17 protein-coding genes are annotated in these 19,028 nt (G+C 70.9%); 12 read left to right on the top strand and 5 right to left on the bottom strand.

Annotation, left to right across the window (positions count from 1 at the left end; all coding sequences use genetic code 11):
- Window positions 1-345: 345 nt before the first annotated feature.
- The gene (locus WMF17_RS20995) at window positions 346-1,830 is read left to right on the top strand and encodes a serine/threonine-protein kinase (protein WP_437650886.1); all 1,485 of its coding nucleotides are present in this window, start codon (window positions 346-348) and stop codon (window positions 1,828-1,830) included.
- 107 nt (window positions 1,831-1,937) lie between these two features.
- On the opposite strand, the gene gstA is transcribed toward WMF17_RS20995, so the two are convergent.
- Together gstA and WMF17_RS20985 are read right to left on the bottom strand one after the other, a co-directional pair.
- Entirely contained in the window at window positions 1,938-2,543 is a 606-nt protein-coding gene (gene gstA, locus WMF17_RS20990; protein ID WP_437650884.1) for a glutathione transferase GstA, read from the bottom strand.
- 181 nt (window positions 2,544-2,724) lie between these two features.
- Complete coding sequence (locus WMF17_RS20985; RefSeq protein ID WP_437650882.1) at window positions 2,725-3,231, bottom strand: GNAT family N-acetyltransferase; 507 nt, start codon at window positions 3,229-3,231, stop codon at window positions 2,725-2,727.
- A gap of 805 nt (window positions 3,232-4,036) precedes the next feature.
- Here WMF17_RS20985 and WMF17_RS20980 point away from each other — a divergent pair.
- Window positions 4,037-6,835: an RICIN domain-containing protein gene (locus WMF17_RS20980; RefSeq protein WP_437650880.1), complete on the top strand. Its 2,799-nt coding sequence runs from the start codon at window positions 4,037-4,039 to the stop codon at window positions 6,833-6,835.
- 155 nt (window positions 6,836-6,990) lie between these two features.
- Here WMF17_RS20980 and WMF17_RS20975 read toward each other — a convergent pair whose 3' ends face one another.
- The gene (locus WMF17_RS20975) at window positions 6,991-7,698 is read right to left on the bottom strand and encodes a DUF4336 domain-containing protein (RefSeq protein ID WP_437603858.1); all 708 of its coding nucleotides are present in this window, start codon (window positions 7,696-7,698) and stop codon (window positions 6,991-6,993) included.
- Window positions 7,699-7,915: 217 nt separating this feature from the next.
- Here WMF17_RS20975 and WMF17_RS20970 point away from each other — a divergent pair, with 217 nt between their 5' ends.
- Window positions 7,916-8,863 (top strand): glycosyltransferase family 2 protein, encoded by a 948-nt coding sequence (locus WMF17_RS20970; protein WP_437650879.1) that lies wholly within the window; start codon window positions 7,916-7,918, stop codon window positions 8,861-8,863.
- Window positions 8,864-8,946: 83 nt separating this feature from the next.
- Here WMF17_RS20970 and WMF17_RS20965 read toward each other — a convergent pair whose 3' ends face one another.
- Entirely contained in the window at window positions 8,947-9,885 is a 939-nt protein-coding gene (locus WMF17_RS20965) for a UDP-glucuronic acid decarboxylase family protein (protein WP_437603856.1), read from the bottom strand.
- 216 nt (window positions 9,886-10,101) lie between these two features.
- Between WMF17_RS20965 and WMF17_RS20960 the strand changes: the two genes are divergently transcribed.
- The 3 genes from WMF17_RS20960 (at window position 10,102) to WMF17_RS20950 (ending at window position 12,824) form a co-directional block, all read left to right on the top strand.
- Complete coding sequence (locus WMF17_RS20960) at window positions 10,102-11,070, top strand: radical SAM/SPASM domain-containing protein (RefSeq protein ID WP_437603855.1); 969 nt, start codon at window positions 10,102-10,104, stop codon at window positions 11,068-11,070.
- Window positions 11,063-11,863 (top strand): SDR family NAD(P)-dependent oxidoreductase, encoded by an 801-nt coding sequence (locus WMF17_RS20955; protein WP_437650877.1) that lies wholly within the window; start codon window positions 11,063-11,065, stop codon window positions 11,861-11,863. The genes WMF17_RS20960 and WMF17_RS20955 overlap by 8 nt, the downstream gene beginning before the upstream one ends.
- A gap of 73 nt (window positions 11,864-11,936) precedes the next feature.
- Window positions 11,937-12,824: a sugar transferase gene (locus WMF17_RS20950; protein ID WP_437650875.1), complete on the top strand. Its 888-nt coding sequence runs from the start codon at window positions 11,937-11,939 to the stop codon at window positions 12,822-12,824.
- Between the two features lie 51 nt (window positions 12,825-12,875).
- Here the strand turns inward: WMF17_RS20950 and WMF17_RS20945 are convergent, their stop codons facing one another.
- Window positions 12,876-14,078: an oligosaccharide flippase family protein gene (locus tag WMF17_RS20945; protein WP_437650873.1), complete on the bottom strand. Its 1,203-nt coding sequence runs from the start codon at window positions 14,076-14,078 to the stop codon at window positions 12,876-12,878.
- Window positions 14,079-14,368: 290 nt separating this feature from the next.
- Between WMF17_RS20945 and WMF17_RS20940 the strand changes: the two genes are divergently transcribed.
- Genes WMF17_RS20940 through WMF17_RS20915 form a run of 6 tightly spaced genes read left to right on the top strand, consistent with a single transcriptional unit; the run spans window position 14,369 to window position 18,986 of the window.
- Window positions 14,369-15,799 carry a radical SAM protein gene (locus WMF17_RS20940; protein ID WP_437603851.1) on the top strand — a complete coding sequence of 477 codons (1,431 nt, stop codon included), beginning with the start codon at window positions 14,369-14,371 and terminating at the stop codon, window positions 15,797-15,799.
- Entirely contained in the window at window positions 15,796-16,581 is a 786-nt protein-coding gene (locus tag WMF17_RS20935) for a WecB/TagA/CpsF family glycosyltransferase (RefSeq protein WP_437603850.1), read from the top strand. Before WMF17_RS20940 ends, WMF17_RS20935 begins: the two co-directional genes overlap by 4 nt.
- Window positions 16,578-17,744 (top strand): DegT/DnrJ/EryC1/StrS family aminotransferase, encoded by a 1,167-nt coding sequence (locus WMF17_RS20930; RefSeq protein ID WP_437603849.1) that lies wholly within the window; start codon window positions 16,578-16,580, stop codon window positions 17,742-17,744. The genes WMF17_RS20935 and WMF17_RS20930 overlap by 4 nt, the downstream gene beginning before the upstream one ends.
- Before the next feature lie 35 nt (window positions 17,745-17,779).
- Window positions 17,780-18,406: a YdcF family protein gene (locus WMF17_RS20925; RefSeq protein WP_437603848.1), complete on the top strand. Its 627-nt coding sequence runs from the start codon at window positions 17,780-17,782 to the stop codon at window positions 18,404-18,406.
- A 2-nt stretch (window positions 18,407-18,408) separates the two neighbouring features.
- Window positions 18,409-18,768 (top strand): hypothetical protein, encoded by a 360-nt coding sequence (locus tag WMF17_RS20920; protein ID WP_437650871.1) that lies wholly within the window; start codon window positions 18,409-18,411, stop codon window positions 18,766-18,768.
- Window positions 18,765-18,986 (top strand): hypothetical protein, encoded by a 222-nt coding sequence (locus WMF17_RS20915; protein ID WP_437650870.1) that lies wholly within the window; start codon window positions 18,765-18,767, stop codon window positions 18,984-18,986. The genes WMF17_RS20920 and WMF17_RS20915 overlap by 4 nt, the downstream gene beginning before the upstream one ends.
- Window positions 18,987-19,028 lie beyond the last annotated feature (42 nt).

Here is a 19,028-nt window from a genome sequence, read left to right as displayed (position 1 = left end):
GCGGCGGAGCGCGGCTCCGGAATCTCCTTACATCGTGCGTGTCGTCACGTGGACTCGACCGATTGGATGATATTTGTGCGCCTGTGCGCCTGTGCGCCGACATCGGTGCATTCCAGGTGTCCGTCCATGCCGTGAGCCCGGCGGTATCACGCGTGGACCCTCCGCGGGATCCGTGCGGTCGTGGGAAGTGGGAATCTCAACAATGCGACATCACGACGTTGCGGAGAACACTTGTTTCTCTTGCAGGGGCAATGAAGGCGTCGTAATGATCTAATTACGCGAGTTATCGGCTAGAGCCGACACGAACCACCGGCTCGGGCCTCTTCGAGAAGGAGTAGCAGAGGTATGCCCCTGCACACCGGACAGATGGTGACCCCTGCGCTGCGGCTCGTACGCATTCTCCGGCGGGGCGGGATGGGGAGCATATGGGTCGCCGATCGCCTTTCGCTGAAGGCGCAGGTGGCCGTGAAGTTCATGTCGCCCGAGTTCGCGGACGATCCGGGCTACGTGGAGCGATTCCGGCGAGAGGCGGTCGCGGCGGCGCAGATCACGAGCCCGCACGTGGCCCAGGTCCTCGATCACGGGCTGACGGCGGAGGGCATGCCGTACATCGCGATGGAGCTCCTCCGCGGCGAGGACCTCAGGGCCCGCATCCGCCGCCTGGGCCGGCTGCCGCTCGGCGAGGTGGCGCGCATCGTGGCGCAGACGGCCAAGGCGCTGGGGCAGGCGCACCGGCTCGGCATCGTCCACCGCGACATCAAGCCGGACAACCTGTTCCTGACCGAGGTGGACGGGGAGACCTTCGTCAAGGTGCTCGACTTCGGCATCGCCAAGCGGGCCCGGGACCTGGGCGTCACCTCGACGGGGAACGTCGTGGGGACGCCGCTCTACATGAGCCCCGAGCAGCTCATCAGCTCGCAGGACCTCGATTTTCGCGCGGATCTCTGGGCGCTCGGCGTCGTGGCTTACCACGCGATCACCGGGCAGGCCCCGTTCGGCGGGGATACGCTGGTGGCGCTCACGCTCTCCGTGCACACGGGCAAGTTCAGGCCGCCGAGCGCGCTCCGGCCCGAGGCGCCGCCCGCCCTCGACGACTGGATGCGCAAGGCCCTGCAGTTCGACCCGAGCGCGCGCTTCGGATCCGCCAGGGAGATGGCTGACGCGCTGGAGCGGGCGCTCTCTTCGCGCAAGCGGAGCGCCGAGTCGTGGGACTCCGCAGCCCGAGACGCCGGCGCGGAGATCCTGCCCACGTCCCGGATCACGAGCGAGCAGGACAGCGCGGTCACCCGGCGCCACCCCGCGCCGGGGCCCCGGACGTTCGCGCTGACGGAGACGGATCCCTGCGAGGCAGACGCCCCCGATCGCTCGACGACGGTCCTGATGGCGACCTCGAGCCGCAAGAAGCTCAGGCCCTCGGTGCGGCTCGCCACGATCGTCGCCGTCGGCGCCGTGGTCGCAGGCGTCGGCCTGTTCCTCGGCGTCCGGCACATCGCGTCCCCCGCCGACGGCGCCGCGCTCGCGGCCGTCGCCTCCCGCGGCGCCGGGTTGACCGGCTCGACCGAGGCGATGCTCCTCGCCAGCGTCGTGGATACGCCGCGGCTGCTGCTCGCGCCGGAGCTCCCGGAGCCCGTCCAGGCCGGCGCCACGCCGGAGCGGCCCGAGAACACGCCTGGGAGCGAGGCGACCCGGCCAGGCGCGAAGAAGAAGCCCACCGCGCGCCCCGCGCGGTCCCCAGGGCGGGTGAAGCCCACCCCGTCGACCCCGTCCGCGGGGAGGCTCACCCGGCGCATCAAGCCGTTCCCCCGCAACGACATCGCGATGCACAGGTAGCCCTCGCGCCGCTCCTGATCGTCAGCGGCAGGGCGAGCGCCCGGGGCGAGCACGTCGGCAAGCTCGTGATCGCGGTCCGTCGAGGCGCTTGGAGGGGGAAGGGGCCGCTACATCCGCTGCTCGGCCGCGACGGCGGCCTGCACGGCAGGACGGGCGCCGACGCGCTCTCTGTACTGGCCGAGGACAGGCCAGCCGCCGAGATCGACGCCTGCGAGCTTCGTCCAGGTGAGCACGGTATAGAGGTAGGCGTCCGCCACCGTGAACTGCTCGCCGAGGAGGTGCGCGGTGCCGTCGAGGCGCTGCGCCACGTAACCGAAGCGCCGGCCCAGGTAGGCCCTGGCCGCGCTCTTCTGCTCTTCCGGCAGCCTGGGTTTGAAGAGGGGCGCGAACGGCTTGTGCAGCTCGGTGCCGACGAAGCTGAGCCACTCCTGCAGCCGGTAGCGATCGAGGGTGCCTGCCGGGGGCGCGAGCCCGGACTCGGGCTTCCGATCGGCGATATACTGGACGATCGCCGCCCCCTCCGTGAGCACCTCACCGCTCTCGAGCTCGAGCGCGGGGACGTAGCCCTTGGGGTTGATCCGGGTGAAATCGGCGCCCGAACTCGTCTTCTTCGTGCCGAGGTGGACGCGCTCGAGGTCGAACTCCAGGCCAGCCTCGCGCAGCGCGATATGGGGAGAGAGCGAACAGGCGCGAGGGCTGAAATAGAGCTTCATTTTGGCCTCCACCGGAGCTCGGGAGGCCGCATCCTTCTCCTCGCCGACGGTTTCGTCAAGAGGACCGCTCGGTCAACCTCGCTGTCCCGCTCGCCGACTCCGCTCGTCCACCGCTGCGGATCATCCCCGACGCGCGTTATCGGCTGAACCCTATCGTCCCAGCCCTGCGCCCCGACGCCAGTCAGCGCGGCGGCTCCGCGCCGTCGCCCTGGGCCGGGTTGCTCAGCGGGTCGGCGTAGACCCCAGGGGCGGAGTCGGGGATGAGCGTCGCGCCGACCGTGCGCGCGTAGAACTCGGCAGGTCCGACGCCGCCGATGATGCCGTACGCATAGCCCATCTGCGCGAGGCCGTGCAGGGAGGCGAGGAGCAGCGCCTTGCCGACCCCGCGGCCGCGCTCGCTCTCGGCGACGCCGGTCGGGCCGAAGAAGCCGCGGCGGGTGCACTCGTAGGCGGAGAAGCCGATCACCTCGCCGTCGCGGATCGCGAGATGGATGCTGATGGGCTTGTTCGCGTAGCCGACGCTGATCTCATCGGCCCAGTACGTCGTGAAGTGCTGCTCGACGAACCGGCGGACGCGCGTGATCTCGTAAGGCGCCGCCCGCCGCACGACGACGGAGGCCCGCCGCATGGCCTCGATCACCGGTTCGAGCGGCGGCAGCTTGAGCAGATTGACGAGCATGTCGGACATCGGTCCTCCCGAGCAACAAGAGACAAGAGCCGAGGGCGGCCGGGATGCGCGCCCGCCCCGGCCGGGCGTTTTACCATGATCCCCGAGCTGCCGGCGCGGCGCTCGGCGGCCTCTGGCGCAGGAATCTGGATCAATCCGCCGAGAGCGCCAGGAGCGTCCAGGGCGCATAAACACCAGGGAGTGCCGAAATTTCCTGTCTCGTGGGCGCGATTGGCATCTTGACGCCTGTGCGTCAAAATTCTTCTCCTGACGTCCTGGTACCCAGGCCCCTCGGCCGCTCGTGCCATCCCGTCCAGTCACCGCGCAAAAGAACCGGCCCACCTGGATTCGTGAAGCCGTCGGCGCTCGCGAAGACCTGGTCGCTGGTGGATCCATCCGGGAGTCGCAGCGTGCTCGATTCAAACACGGCTTAACCAGTTCAGTCTCACGGGCGAACTCACGGACGAAAGCCGCCGAGGCCTCGGTCGGTGTCGGATATTGCGCTACCAATTATCACCTCATAACGGCCGTTGTCGTGACTTCGGAATAGTCACGTCGTCTCGCAAAGCACCTCGAAATACAGGTTCTTCTTGACCTGCAAGTCGACATGAAACAATAACTACCCTCGTCGCAGTGCCTGACCGAGCACGGAACGCGCCCACTTGCTCCGTGCACCTCGCGAGAGAGCTTCACCGGACGGCCACCGCGGCGATATCTCGGCAGCCTTAACCTTCACCGCGCGGCGAGCGCGTCCGATCAACGAAGGGCAGCGTCGAGCTGTAAACAGATCGGCTTTTTACTTGGTTACAATCATGAGGAAAATCCTATGAGACTCACATCCAGGCATGCCTTGCTTGCCGCCGCGACGGGCCTTCTCGCCGTCTCCTGCGTAGGTCTCGCGGAGGACTACGACAGCGAGGAAGGCGGCGAGCTCGACGAGAGCCTCACGATCGATCCGAGCGCGGCGTACACGATCGTCGGCGTGCACAGCAACAAGTGCGTGGAGATCCGCGGCGCGAGCAGGTCGAGCTCGGCGGCCGCGCAGATCGCCACCTGCAGCACCGGCAACACGAACCAGCAGTTTCGGGTGGAGTCCGCGGGCAACAACTTCTTCCGGCTGCGCAACGTGAACAGCGGCCTCTGCCTCGGGGTCAACGCAGGGTCGACGTCGAACGGCGCCACCATCGTCCAGTCCAGCTGCGGCAACGCCACGAGCCAGCAATTTTCTATCGCGGACGTCGGCGCCAACCAGCGGCTCACGAACCGCAACAGCAACAAGGTGCTCGACGTCGCGGGGCGCTCGACGTCGGACGGCGCCGGCCTCCAGCAGTGGAGCTGGGCCAACGGACAGAACCAGATGTTCTCGATGAGGGCCGTGGCGGGCTCCTCGACCTCGTCGTCGACCTCCTCGTCGTCGACGACCTCCTCGTCATCGACGACCTCCTCGTCGACGACCGGGACCGGCGCGGGCGGGGCCGGCGGCGCGGGCGGGGCCGGCGGCGCGGGCGGCACCGGCGGCGCGGGCGGCACCGGCGGCGCGGGCGGTACGGGCGGCACCGGCGGTACGGGCGGCACCGGCGGTACGGGCGGCACCGGCGGTACGGGCGGCACCGGCGGTACGGGCGGCACCGGCGGCGATACGGGGGTTTCCCCGGCGTCCGGGTGCGGGCTCGGCTATAGCCAGCTCCCGAACGGCAAGGGCGGCGTCAACGTCGAGGCCGTCTGCATTCCGAGCGAGATGAACTTCGACATGGCCACGTCGCTCGCGGCCTTCAAGACGACGGTCTATCCGCTGCTGACCGCCAACTGCTCGGGCTGCCATAGCTCGACGGGCAAGGCCCAGGCGCCCCTCCACGCCGACGTCGATCCGGCGCTGGCCCACGAGTACGCGCTCACGCGCGTGAACTTCAAGAAGCCGGCGGACTCCAAGCTCGTTGTCCGGATGGGCATCGACCGGCACAACTGCTTCGGCTCGAGCTGCAGGGACGCGAACACGCAGATGCTCTCCGCCGTGCAGGCGTGGGCAAACGCCGTCTCGTCGACCCTGCCGGTGACCCCGCGCCCCGTCGCGGCCGGCGAGCAGGTCGCCGAGGCCACGGTCAAGTCGTGGATCGCGACGGACAAGGCCACCGTTCCCGCGGCCGACGCGGAGTTCATCAAGTACGCCTCGCTGCACGAGATCCACAACAAGGGCGTCTCGGCGGAGGAGATGAACGTGGCCCGCGTCGGGCTGTCGAAGGCGCTGAACTCGACCGCGCGCTGGGCTCCCACGATCGTGAACCCGGTGGACATCAACGGCAAGGGCATCGTCTACCGCTTCGATACCCGCAACTACTGGGGCTACAACAAGGGCGTCACGAAGCTCCATTTCGGCGGGTCGGACGACGACGTCTTCTTCGGGAGGACCAGCGTCAACTACCTGGGCGAGCCGGTCGGCTCCGATGTCACGTTCAGGGAGAAGTACCGGTACACCTCGGAGGTCCAGAGGGATCCGAGCTTCGCGCGCCTGGTCTGGGGTCGCGTCCTCGCCGGCAACGTGGAAGGCGCCACGGACAGCGCGGTGCTGCCGCCCTACGTCGACGGCTTCAAGACGGATTACATCGAGGCGAGCCAGCTCGTCTACACGCTGACCCGTCCGGACGTCTACAACTCCATCATGGCGATCCCCTGGTACGCCCAGGATCTCGAGAGCGAGCTCGGCGTCATCAAGGACGCGGGGATGAAGTCGTACGAGTACATGGTCACCAAGCAGGCCATCACCGTCGACTCCCGCATGTACTTCAGGGCGAAGACGAGGCGCGGCGGGTACTACTGGAAGACGTGGGACGTCTTCTCCGGGCAGCTCGACGGCGTGAACACGATCGAGCAGGCGTACGAGTCGGGGCAGATCCGGTTCCCCTTCTGGGCGCACCCGATCCCGAAGTTCATCAGCGGGACCGGCATCGGCGGCACGGCGAACAACTACAGCTTCATCGCGACCCTGGCTCAGCCCCAGGGCACGGAGCCGCCGGGGTGCGACGCGGCGCCGAGCTACGGTGGCAGCGGCTTCGTGAACTGCCGCTACTACACAGGGACCGACGGGCTCCAGCAGTCGGCCGAGGAGGTCATCTGGGATCTGCCGAACGGCCTGCAGGGGTACTCCCTGTGGGGCGGCTTCAACCAGCGCCGCGTCGACGCCTTCGTCAACATCGTGCGTGATCCGCGCATCCTCCGGAACGCCTCGGACGCGGCGATCAACAGCACGCTCGGCTTCGCCGCCCAGGACCGCCGCCTGAACACCGGCAGCTCGTGCATCGGCTGCCACACGGACGGCATGAACCGCGGCAACAACGATCTGCGCGACTGGCTGGACGCCGGCGGCGAGCGCCTCCCGAAGGGCGAGCACGGGGTCGACGGGTGGGTCGACGACCCCGCGGTCGTGGCGCAGGTCAAGGAGCTGTACCCGCCCTCGTCCGTGATGCGGTCGCGGATGGAGGACGACCGCCGCGTCTTCCTCGCGGCGATGGCGAAGATGAAGCGGGAGATGATCCTCGGCACGGACAAGAACCTGTACGTGGAGCCGACGATCTGGACCATCGAGTGGGCGCAGAACTTCTACAGGTACCCGGCGACCCGCTCCAACTAGCGCGGTGACAGGCGCTGTCTGACGACCTCCGCCCGGCGGCTCGTCAGGCAGCGCCGGTGCCGCGTCCGGCATATCGACCCTACCGTCGCACCGTCGACGCTCCCCTCAAGAAGAACGCCAGGAGCGCCAAGGGCGCCGAGAGAGCCCGCGCGCTCTCATCTCGCCGGCAGGAGCGGGGTGGCCCCGCCGCCGATCCAGGCGAGCGCCCGCTGCGCCCGGTCCTTCGCGTCGCCCTCGACGACGTCGCCGTGGGCGACGACGACGCGCTCGAAGTCCCACGCGAGGACGTCGGCGACGCTCCGCGAGGCCGCGGCGCGGTCCCTCATGAGCACGCGCCACACGTGGTCCTGCGCGGTCTTCTTCCACGCGCCGCCGAGCCAGAGGAAGACCTTCATGCCGAAGCTGCGGACCTCGTGCACGTTGAAGAGGAGATCCGTCACGATGAGCGTCCGCGAGCGCGCGTGCAGGAACACGTGCTCCGTGATGTACGGCACGCCCTCCACGAGGCGAACGCCGAGGTCGTCGCCGAGCTCGGGCATGACGCCGGACCGAGACAGCGGGGTGAAGCGAAGGCCGGACAGCTTCTTCTCCAGCCCGGGCGCCCCGAGCACGCTCGCGCGCGGCCAGCGTTCGGTCGCGGCCTTCACGAAGAGGTGGTGGAGGCGGCTCGGGGCGACGATGGCGCGCACCTCGCCGAGCGCGTCGATCGCCCGGGCCGCGGCGTCGTCGAACGCGAGCGGCGAATGGATGACGATCCCGCCATCGGCCCGCCGCACGACGGTCGCGCGCGACGGCAGGTAGCCGACCGGCAGCCGCAGGTCCCTCTCGTACGCCCACACGTCCTCGGCGATCGCTCGGAGCATCCGCTCATACAAGGCGCGTTCGGCCACGTCGTCAAGGCGGCAGCGTCGTACTGGCCGGCTGACACGACGACCCCAGGTAGACCGGCGATGCCGATCGCCGATTCGGTGGTCGTCCCCTGGGCGTCATTGCTGATTCGCCGACGCACCCCGGGAGACGCCGGTGCGGGCCGCGCTCCGCGTGACATCCGAGCCGGCGCGGTGCTATGCGTCGGAGCCGATGCCAGCCAGTGTTTGCCTGCCGGCGTACAACGAAGTCCGCACCATCGAGGCGACCCTCACCGAGCTGTCGCGGCTCGGTCCCGAGGTGGACGAGATCCTCGTCTGTCTCAACGGATGCACCGACGGCACCGAGAGCGTCGTCGACGCATTCCGGGAGCGGGAGCCGCGACTCGCCGTCATCCAGAGCGACCTTGGCAAGAACCACGCCTGGAACGCCCTTGTGACCCGGGCGCGCAACAGCCGCCTCGTGTTCACGGACGCGGACGTGCGCCCGACCCCGGGCGCCATCTCGGCCCTGCTGCGCGCCCTGGAGCGCTCGCCGCGCGCCGCCGTCGCCGCGGCGTTCGAGCAGCCGCGCGGGGTGCCGCCGGCGCCGCTCGGCACCGTCATCCGCCTGCTCACGACGAGCCTCGGTCAGGACTACATCTCCGGTCGCCTCTACGCCATCGACCGCGACCGCCTGGGCGCGGTGATGGCGAACCGAGGGCTGCCGTGCGAGGGAATGCTCCCTCGGCTGCCCATCGATCTCGTCACCGAGGACTCGTGGCTCACCGCGCTCGTCGCGGGCGACACGCTTGTCGTGGTCCCCGAGGCGCCCATCCATTTCGAGGTCGACAGCATGGCCGACGTCGTCCGCGCGCTGGCGCGCAACGCCGCCGCGAGAGAGCAGCTCCGCTCGAGCTACCCGGAGCTCTATCGGCGTGACGACGCCCGCCTGCTCTCGATGCGGACCGCGCCGCGGATCCTCATGGAACGGTTGAAGTCGGCTCCCGGGCCGGGCGCCGTCGTGCGCGGGCTGGGAGGGATGGCCCTCAGGGCCGTGCTCCACCGCGCGCTCGGACGGCAGATCACGGCGCGACGCGATCGGATCCTGGCGGACGTCCGCGCCGGCCGCGGCGGGCGCGTCATGGCCACCTCCGGTCGCCTCCCCTCGAAGGGCGGCTGAGCGCGGCGCGGCCGGAGCGCGGACCCATCGATGGAGGGTGGCGGGCGAGCGCATCGACAGGCTCGCCCGCCCGGGTCGACACGTCAGACGCGCGGGCGGAACCAGTCGATCGTGCGATCGAGGCCCGACTCGAGATCCACGACCGGACGCCAGCCGAGGAGCTCGCTGACCCGGGAAATGTCGGGCCTGCGCCGGTGGGGGTCGTCGATCACGGCAGCGCCCATCGTCAGCTTCGCGCGCCCGCCGGTCTTGCGGATGATGAGCTCGGCGAGCGCCGTCATCGTCGTCTCGGCCGGATTCCCGAGGTTGACGGGCCCGGTCAGGTCCCCGGCGTTCATCACGCGAACCAGCCCCTCGATCAGGTCGCTCACGAAGCAGAACGAGCGCGTGCGATCGCCGCCGCCGTACAGCTCCAGCGCCTCGCCGCGCAGCGCCTTGACCACGAAATTGGCGATGACCCGGCCGTCGTCCCGCGCCATGTTCGGCCCGTAGGTGTTGAAGATGCGGACGATGACGGTGTCGACGTTCCGGGTCTGGCGGTACTCCCAGAAGTAGGTCTCCGCCACCCGCTTGCTCTCGTCGTAACAGGCCCGCGGCCCGATCGGGTTGACGTTCCCCCAGTAGTCCTCGTGCTGAGGGTGGACCAGCGCGTCGCCATAGACCTCGGACGTGGAGGCCTGCAGGACGCGGGCTCCCAGCTTCTCCGCGAGCCGGAGGACGTTGATCGCGCCGAAGACGTTCGTGTTGAGCGTGTGCACCGGATCGGCCCGGTACTTCGGCGGTGATGCCGCGCAGGCCATGTTGTAGATCTGGTCGACCTCGAAATGGTACGGCTCGCTGACGTCGCAGCGATGCCACTGGAACCGTGGGTTCTTGATCAGCGGCGCGAGGTTCTCCTCGCGCCCCGTCACCATGCTGTCGACGCAGATCACGGTGTTGCCCTCGGCCAGCAGCCGAGCGCAGAGGTGCGACCCGAGGAAACCTGCCCCACCAGTGACCAGGATTCGCTTGCTCGCGCTCATCGCAAAAATGCCTCCTTGACGGCCGCTCGGTAAGAGCTCCGGAACATCTTGAACCCTCGAACCTTTACCATAGGAAAATGTACTTATAAAGAGTGGATGACATCCGGGTGCCAGTTCCCTATACTGCCGGGCGTGCACCGCTCTCCTCGGTACCTGGGCTCACTCGTTCGCGCCAAGCTCGCCCGCGAAGCGCGTCCCGTCTGGGTGGACGTTTCCGTGACCAACCGGTGCCACCTGAGCTGCGAGTACTGCTACGGAGACTACCACCACCGGCGGGACAGCATCGGGCAGTTTCACTATGAGCAGCTGTGCGCCATTGTAGACGATGCGGCGGAGCTCGGGACTGCTGTCATGACGCTCACGGGCGGTGAGCCGATGCTGCACAAATCGATCGGCCGGATCGTCGATCGGGCGGTGAGCCGAGGGATCTCGGTGGGGATGGTCACCAGCGGATTCCGCGTCAAGGAGCGCGTGGACGAGCTCGTGCATCTGAGCTCGATCGTCGTGAGCGTCGACGGGCCAGCGCCTATCAACGATCTGAATCGCGGCGAGGGGACCTTCGCCGTTTCGGTCGGGGCGCTGGAGGTATGCCAGGCGCGCGGCATCCCGCGCATCGTGAAGGCGGTGCTGAACCGCCGGAACAAGGATCAGGTGCCCTGGCTCCTCGACCTCGCGACCCGCTTCGACGCGCGACTCGAGGTCGTGATGAGCTACGCCCCGCAGTCCGACCGTCAGCTGCGCATCCACGGCGACAACTCCCTCGACGCGGGCGAGCGCCAGGTCCTGGCCGACGCCCTGCTCGCCCTCAAGCGCGAGGGGGCGCCCCTGGTCTTCCGCGAGCGCGTCTGGGAGAACATGGCGCGCTGGTGGGAGCACCACGGCGAGGACCGCGTCACCGAGGAGGCGCGGCGGGCGAGCTTCCCGTACCTCCCGTGCAGCGCGGGCCGGTACTATGCGTTCATCGACGGAGATGGACGCATGTATCCGTGCAACCAGCGGCTCTCGGACTTCCCCGCGAAGAACGTGCTGGAGGTCGGCTTCCGGGCCGCGTGGGAGCACCTGAGCGATCATGGCTGCTTCGCGTGCGCGGCGCCGTGGCTCAACCAGCAGCACCTCGTGAGCAACGAACAGCTCCTCGTGCGCAGCCTGGGGCGAGATCTGCTGGCGCGGGTCGCGCGTGCCTGAGCGCGCCCTCGCCATCGTCGTGCTCGGCGGCTCGCGCGGGATCGGGCGGGCCGTCGTGGCGCGCGCGCTGCAGGAGGGACACCGGGTCTTCGCCGGCGCGCGGGGCGAGGAGGGGCTCCTCGCCCTGCAGCAGCGCTTCGCGTCGGAGCACGCGGGCCGCCGGCTCGGCACGGGCGCGGTGGACGTCGGCGACGACGCCTCCCAGGGCGCCTTCTTCGGCGCGGCGCGCGCTTTCCTGGGCGGGATCGACGTCGTCGTCAACAACGCTGCCCGGGAGGGCTACGGGCGCCTCGACGAGATGGCTCTCGAGGAGGTCGAGTCGATCGTCCGCACCAACCTCGTCGGCGTCCTCCTCGGCTGCCGGCACGCGGTGCAGGCCATGGGCGGCGGGGGAGGGCACATCATCAACGTGGGATCCGAGGTCTCGTTCCGCGCCGTGCCGCTGAAGAGCGTCTACTGCGCCACGAAGTTCGCCGTCCGTGGCCTCAGCGACGCGCTCGATCTCGAGCTCGCGCCCCGGGGGATCCGGGTCTCGCAGGTGCACCCCGGCTGGGTGGATACGGGCCTGCACGAGGACGAGCGGCGGCGCCGGGGGGCGGTGTCTCGACCGCAGGACGGCGGCGTCCCGGTGGACCGGGTCGCCGAGAGCGTGGCCGCGCTCTGGCGCGCGCCGCGGGCGCGCGGGAGCGCCGCGCTGCGGCTCCGCCTCCGCAGCGCGGTGGGAGAGCTCTTCCCGGCGTGGGCGCGGTGGCGAACACGCCGGGCGTTCGGGGAGCAGCTGAGAGAGGGCTGAGACGAGACGGCAGCGCGTCCGGCAGCGCGGGGCACCGTCGCGACGCCGGACCGGACACCCCCAGGAGGTTTGCTTGAGCTGTGCACCGACGTCCTTCGCTGGCAGGGAGACCGCGTCGCCTCCTCCGCTGGATCCGAGCGCTCCCATCGCCGTCGAGGGCCTCGACGCCATCGGGGAGGTGCTGCGGCGGGCGGGCGGACAGGCGCGGCCCGTCGCGATCGCGTCGCGGGACCTCGAGTGGCTCGCGGCGCGCCTCGGCCTCACCGAGCGGACCGCGGAGGGGATCCCGGTTGTCCGGTTCGGCTCGGGCGAGCGGAGCGGCCTCGACGCCGCGGCGACCCAGGCCGTCGAGAAGCTCGTGGCCCTGTCGGTGCTGCTCGGGGGCGCGCCGCTGTGGCTCACGATCGCGCTGCTGATCCGCATCGAGTCCCCGGGCGGGGCGTTCCACGTCGCCCCGCGCGCAGGGCTGGGCGGGGAGCCGTTCGCTTTCTTCAAGTACCGGACGATGCGGGCGCGGCGCCGGGACGGCGAGGATGAGGGCGACGCCGCGCGGCTCTCGGTCATCCGCGGCGACATCCCCGGCTTCGTGCGCGAGGACGGGGTCGTCATCCCCAAGCACCCCAGGGATCCGCGCATCACGCGGCTGGGCGGCGTCCTCCGCTGGCTGTGCCTCGACGAGGTCCCCCAGCTCCTCCACGTCCTCACCGGCGACATGGCCCTCGTGGGCCCCAGGCCCTATCCGATGGCGGAGTTCGACGCGCTGAAGGCGTGGCACCGGCTTCGCAGCGACGGCCGGCCCGGGATCACCGGCCTGTGGCAGGTCGCGGCGCGCAACCAGGTCACCTTCGACCAGAGCGTCCTCCTCGACATCTATTACCTGGCCAACGCCAGCTTCTGGCTCGACCTGAAGATCATCGCGCTCACGCCGCTGCGCATGCTCTTCGGCGTGGGGAGCTACTGACCCGTGCGCCGGGCGATCGACGAGCGCGGGAGAGGCCCGCTCCGCGGCCGCTCACGGGGCCCCGAGGCGGTCCCGGGCGCGCCAGAGGACGATCACCTCGCCTGCCACAAGGCCGAACGTGACAACGAGCTTCACCAGGGCGGCGCCGGCGGCGCCGTGCGCCGGGATCGCCCACAGGTTGCCGGCCGCGATGAGGAGCACGCTCGTCACCCAGAGGGCGGCGTACGGGCGCTGCTGGCCCGTCGCGAACAGCATCGGGCCGATGGCGAACTCCGGCAGCATCCACACGAGCGCCGTCGTCAGGAGCTGCAGCGGCAGCACGGCGCCCGCGTACTCCGCGCCGAACACGAGCCGGACGAGCGGCGCGCCGAGCCACCACACCGCGGCGCTCAGGAGCACGCCTGCGGCCATGAGGCCGAGGAAGGTGGACGCGGCGAGGCGCCTGCGGACGCTCGCCGAGCGGCTGGCGACGAAGGCGGGGAAGACCGCCGCGCGCACGACGCCCGGCAGCACCATGGCGCCGCCGATGACGCGCTGGACGGCGCTCATGTCGCCGACCGCCCCGGGGGTGCTCATCCAGCCCAGCATCAGGAGATCGATCTGGAAGTAGGTGGGGCTGGCGAGCATCACCACCGCGAGAGGCGCAGCCTCCCGGAGGAAGCCCCGCGGGAGCATCGCGCCCCCGCCGGACCCCGGCCGGCGCTCGAGGAGCTGGGCGGCGAGGGCCACGGCGAGCGCGAGGGCGAGCAGGTGGCCCGCGACGAGGGCCCACGCGAGGCCGAGCGCGCCCAGACCCGAGAGCAGCGCCGCCGTCCCCAGCCCGAAGGACGCGATCGCCATGGTGAGCGCCACGAGCACCTCGCGCTCCATCCGCTGGTGCCCGCGGAACACCTGGTTCAGCATCTCGACGAACGAGGCCATCAGCCACGCGGCGGTCAGCAGCCACACGAGCGCGCGGCGCGGCGAGGCCGCGTCCGCGAGGAGGCCGACCCCGAGCCCGACGCCGCCCGCCGCCAGCGTCACCGCGAGCTTGAGGCGCACGAGCGGGCCGATGGGAGCGCCCGGATCCCGGGCGACCTCCCGCGCGATGAAGAGGTGCAGGCCGAGGTCCGCGAGCTCGCCGAGCAGGAAGCCCACCGCGAAGGCGTAGCTGTAGTCGCCGAAGCCCGCCGGCCCGAGCTGCCGCGCGGCGACCACGGCGAGGAGCATGCGGACGCCGCGCGAGACGAGATCGCTCGCGGTCTTCAGCGCCATGCTGCCGGAGACGCTCCTCCTCGCCGGAGGCGGGGGGGCCTCGCGCGGGGCCGGCGCCGTCACGGGTGGAGGAGCGCCTTCGCCGGGGGTCGTGGCGTGAGCATGGCGCTCCTCTATCGCCCTGATCGCGGAGCAGTTCAACTGCCCGTCAGCGGATCCGGCGAGCGGCAGGGCGCGGCGCGCAACGCCACGTCGCGGCCGTCGAGATACGATCCCCCGAGCCGTGTCGGCGCCTTCGCAGCGCGCGGCGCGTTGCCGCGCGTGAAGGATGGAACCCAGGTGAGGCCCAAGTGAAGACCAGCACGGATGGTAACGGTTCATTGGTGCAGCTCAAGCGCAAGGGGTCGCAGGGCTCGGTGCCGCAGGCCCCCGTGGAGATCGAGCCGCCGGAGGTCCTGCTCGAGCGGGCCCTCGCCCTGGCGGTGCCGGACGCGCGCCCGGCCGCCGCGCCGCCGCTCTACGCCCAGGGCCGCGGGATCACGCGCCGTGGCGTGCTGTGGCTCGGGCAGACATGCAATCTCCGCTGCCACTTCTGCTACTTCCTCGATCGGATCGAGGACAAGGAGCACCCCGAGCACCCGTTCATGTCGCTGGAGAAGGCGCAGGCCATCTGCCGGACGCTCGTCGATTTCTACGGGAACACGGCGATCGACATCCAGGGCGGCGAGCCGACCATCTGGCGCGACATCCACGCGCTGGTCCGGTACTGCGTCGGGATCGGCCTCTCGCCGACGCTCATCACCAACGCGCTGGTGCTCGACAAGCGCGACAAGGTGCAGCAGTTCAAGGACTCCGGCGTCGCCGACTTTTTGGTCAGCGTCCAGGGGCTCGGGAAGGCGCACGACCTGGCCGTGGGAGCGGACGGCGCGCACGTGCGCCAGATGCGCGCGCTGAACCACCTCATCGCGCTCGAGGTGCCGTTCCGGGTGAACTGCGTGATGTCGAAGCGCGCGGTGCCCCAGCTCCCGGCGGTCGCGAAGCTTTCGGTCGAGGTGGGCGCGCGCGCCGTCAACTTCCTCGCCTTCAACCCGTTCGCGGATCAGCGCAACGCGGGGGTCCGCACCGCCGAGAACGTGCCTCGCTACGCCGAGCTGCGGGAGCCGCTCGACGAGGCCCTGGACGTGCTCGCGCGCGCCGGCGTGGAGGCGAACGTCCGGTACCTGCCTCACTGCGTCGTGTCCGAGCGCCACTGGCCCTCGGTCTACGACTACCAGCAGCTCCCGTACGACCCGCACGAGTGGGATTTCGCGAGCTGGACCTGGACCAACAAGGGACCGCAACGGATGCGGGGCGGTCTCCTGTCGCCGCCCGTCCCGCTCGGCGCGCGGCCGCGCCTCGGGCCGCTCCGGCAGCCGCTCCTCCGCCTGGCCGACGCGCTCGACCTCCGGGGCCGGCTGCTCCGCGCCGACGTGAGCTCGCGGCTCGGCCCCTCGCTGAGGAAGCTGGAAGGGCTCTCCTACCGGCTCTTCCGTCGCCGCGGGGATCAGGACGCCGCCTACCGCGGCGACGCGCTGAACCGCGTCGAGCACAACGGCTACGCGAAGGGCGCCGGATGCCGGAGCTGCGCGCTCCGTGACATCTGCGACGGGTTCCACGGGGACTACGTCGCGATGTTCGGCACCGACGAGGCGCGGCCCGTCCTCGATCGCGGGCCGGTCACCGATCCGCGCGCGTTCATCGGCACCCAGGCCAAGGTGGCGCCGGCCGGAGGTGCTGCATGATCGCGGACCCGCCCGCGGCGCCCCGGGTCGACGTGCTCGGCGTCCCCGTCGCACGGCTCACGTTCGAGCAGCTGCTGCTCGATCTGGACGACGCCTTGCTCGGGTCGTCGAAGGCCGGCGGCAGGCCGGCGTACTACACCTATGTCAACGCGTACTGCGCCACGCTGGCGGAGCGCGAGGCGTCGTACCGCGACGCTGTCGGCCGCGCCGACGTCGTGTACGCCGACGGCATCGGGGTGGTCTGGGCGGCTCGCCTGCTGGGCGGACCGTGTCCCGAGCGCATCAACGTGGGCCCGGTCGAGCTGGGGAGGATCGTGGACCTGTGCGCCGAGCGCGGGGCCTCTGTCTTCCTGCTCGGGGGGGCGCCCGGGATCGCCGACGAGGTCGCCCGCCGCCTCGTCGCGCAGCGTCCGGGCCTCCGGATCGCGGGGGCTCACCACGGGTACTTCGGCCCCGAGGAGGAGGCGGCGGTGGTCCGGAAGATCAACGACTCGGGCGCGGCCTTGCTCATCGTCGGCCTCGGCCCGCCCAAGCAGGAGCTGTGGGTGGACCGGCACCTCGCGGCGCTGCAGGTGCACGCCGCCTGGTGCATGGGCGGGCTGCTGGATCAGGTGGCCGGGGCGGTGGCCTACCCGCCCGAGTGGGTCCGTCGACATCACGTCCACTGGCTTTACCGCCTGGTGGTCGAGCCGAGGCGGCTCTGGCGGCGGTACCTGCTCGGCATCCCGGAGTTCATCGGCCGCGTTGCGCTGCAGCGCCTATCTCTGGAGCGACAAGCATGAGCGACCAGCGCCCCTTGATCCCCATGGTCCTGCCGCAGGTGGACGATCCGGACGCGATCGCGGCGCAGCTCGCCGAGGTCCTGCGCTCGGGGCGGCTGAGCAACGGCGGCCCGTTCGCGGAGGGCTTCGAGCGGGCGATCGCGGCGTTCCTCGGCGTCGAGGAGGCCGTGGTCGTCTCGAACGGCGCCGTCGCGATCAGCCTCGCCATCGAGGCCGCGGCGGTGCGGCGGGGCAAGGCGATCCTCCCCGCCTTCACGTTCATCGCGACGCTCAACGCCGCGGTCCATGCGGGCTTCGAGCCGATCTTCTGCGACATCGATCCGGAGACCTGGACGCTGGATCCGGAGCACCTGCGCGGCCTGCTCGCGAAGCACGACGTGACGCTGGTCCTCCCGGTCAACGTGTTCGGCGTCCCGCCCGACCTGGCCGGCGTCGCGCGGCAGGCGCGGGCCGCCGGGGCGGCCGTCATCTACGACAACGCGCACGGCATGGGCACCGAGACGGCGAGCCGGGAGGCCGAGGCGCTCCTCACGGCGACGACCTACTCGCTGCACGCCACGAAGATCCTCGTGGCCGCGGAGGGCGGCGTGGTCGTCTCCCCGGATCGGGAGGTGAGCGCGGCGATGCGCCAGCTGCGCAACCACGGGCTCGCGCAGCCGCTGCGGGCGTCGGTCCCGGGGATGAACGCCAAGATCGACGAGCTACGCGCCGCGCTGGCGCTGGCGTCGCTCCGCCGGCTCCCCGAGGCGCTGGCTCGCCGGCGGACGTACCTCGAGCGGCTGCGCGCGGCCCTGTCCCGGCATCCGCAGGTGTACCGCACCCAGCGCATCCCGCCGGGCGTGCGCGTCAATGGACAGAACCTCGGGGTCGGGCTGGCCGACGTCCCGATCGACGACGCGGTCGCCGCCTTCGCCCGGCGCGGCGTCGAGGCGCGCCGGTACTTCTACCCGCCGTTGCACGAGCTGAGCTGCGCCCCGGCGGGCGACGCGCTGCCGAACACGGACCGGCTCTGCGCGGGCCAGGTCTGCCTGCCCCTGCACAGCCACATGAGCGAGGAGACGCTCGAGCGCATCGAGGCCGCCATCCACGGCGTCGCGGAGGAGCTGGAGGCGCCGCGGCTCGCCGTGCGTCCTTCGAGGCCAGCCCTCCTGGCCACGACGTAGGGCACGGCGCAGGGATCGGTTCCGGGATCAGCGTCATGCGCATGGGAGCAGCGTGGGACCGCCTGAGCACGGCGGCCGGCGGGGTCGGGCTGGCGGTCTTCGCCGTCGCCGCGTTCACCCCGGCCGCCGCGCCGCTCGATCGCTGGATGGCGTCGGCGCCCGACGCCGGGCAGGCCGACGCCGTGGTCGTCCTCGGAGCGGACGTCGACCCGGACGGGCGGCTGCCGGAGGATTCGCTCCGGCGCGCCGCCGAGGCGGTCGCGCTGTACCATCAGGGGCGCGCGCCGCTCGTGCTGATGCTCGGCAGCCGCAACGGGGCGGCCAGCGAGGCCGAGTCGCGCGCCCGCCTCGCGCAGGGCCTCGGCGTCCCCGCGTCGGCCCTCCTCACGGAGCCGCGGGGGCTGACGACGGCGGTGGAGGCGCAGCGCAGCGCGGAGCTCCTGCTGGGAAGGGGCGCGAGGAGGATCCTGCTCGTCACCGGCGAGCACCGCGTCTGGCGGGCACGCCGGCTCTTCGAGCGCGCGGGCTTCGAGGTCCTCGCCGCGCCGGTGCGCGAGGGGGCGCCGACCTCGAGCCTCCCGGGCGAGCGCCTCTCGACGATCGGCGGGCTGCTCCAGGAACTCGCGGCGCGCGCGCTCTCCTGGCTCCGGGGGGACGTATAGCGATGTCGGACTCGCTCTACATCCTGGGCGTCGTCGCGGCCACGTCGTGCGCGGCCTACGCGGTGGGGCGCCGCCGAGGGATGCGCGCCGGGCTCCTGCCGCTCGCGGTCCGGCGGGCGATCCGGCTTGCGGGCGTGTGCCTCCTGTTCTGGGGCGGCAACGTCGCGGTCGGGGTGGGGGTGGCCCTGCTCGTGCGCGGCCTCGGGCTGGGGTTCATCTGGCTCTACGTCAACACCGACGTGTCCGTCCTGGTCCTCTCCGCGTTCCAGGCGCTGATCTTCGAGGCGTGGCGCACCCAGCACGACCTCGATCGGGGGCGGCCGACCGCCGGAGGCGGTCCGGGAGGGGGCGGGGAGAGTTGAAACTCAAGCCGGAGGCTGTCGAGAGGGTCCGGGGAGAGTTGAAACTCAAGCCGGAGGCTGTCGAGAGGGTCCGGGGAGAGTTGAAACTCAACCCGGAGGTTGTCGAGAGGGTCCGGGGAGAGTTGAAACTCAACCCGGAGGTTGCCGAGAGGGTCCGGGGAGAGTTGAAACTCAACCCGGAGGCTGTAGACGACCGTTTCACTGAACGAATCTTGTGAGACTGTAGCGTCTGCGCACCCTCCGCCGCCCCTCGCCGGATG

The organism is Sorangium sp. So ce362, assembly GCF_051519845.1.
Lineage (GTDB): Bacteria > Myxococcota_A > Polyangia > Polyangiales > Polyangiaceae > Sorangium.
Note: the sequence above shows the minus strand (reverse complement) of the source record. Positions and strands in the feature narration are given on the sequence as shown.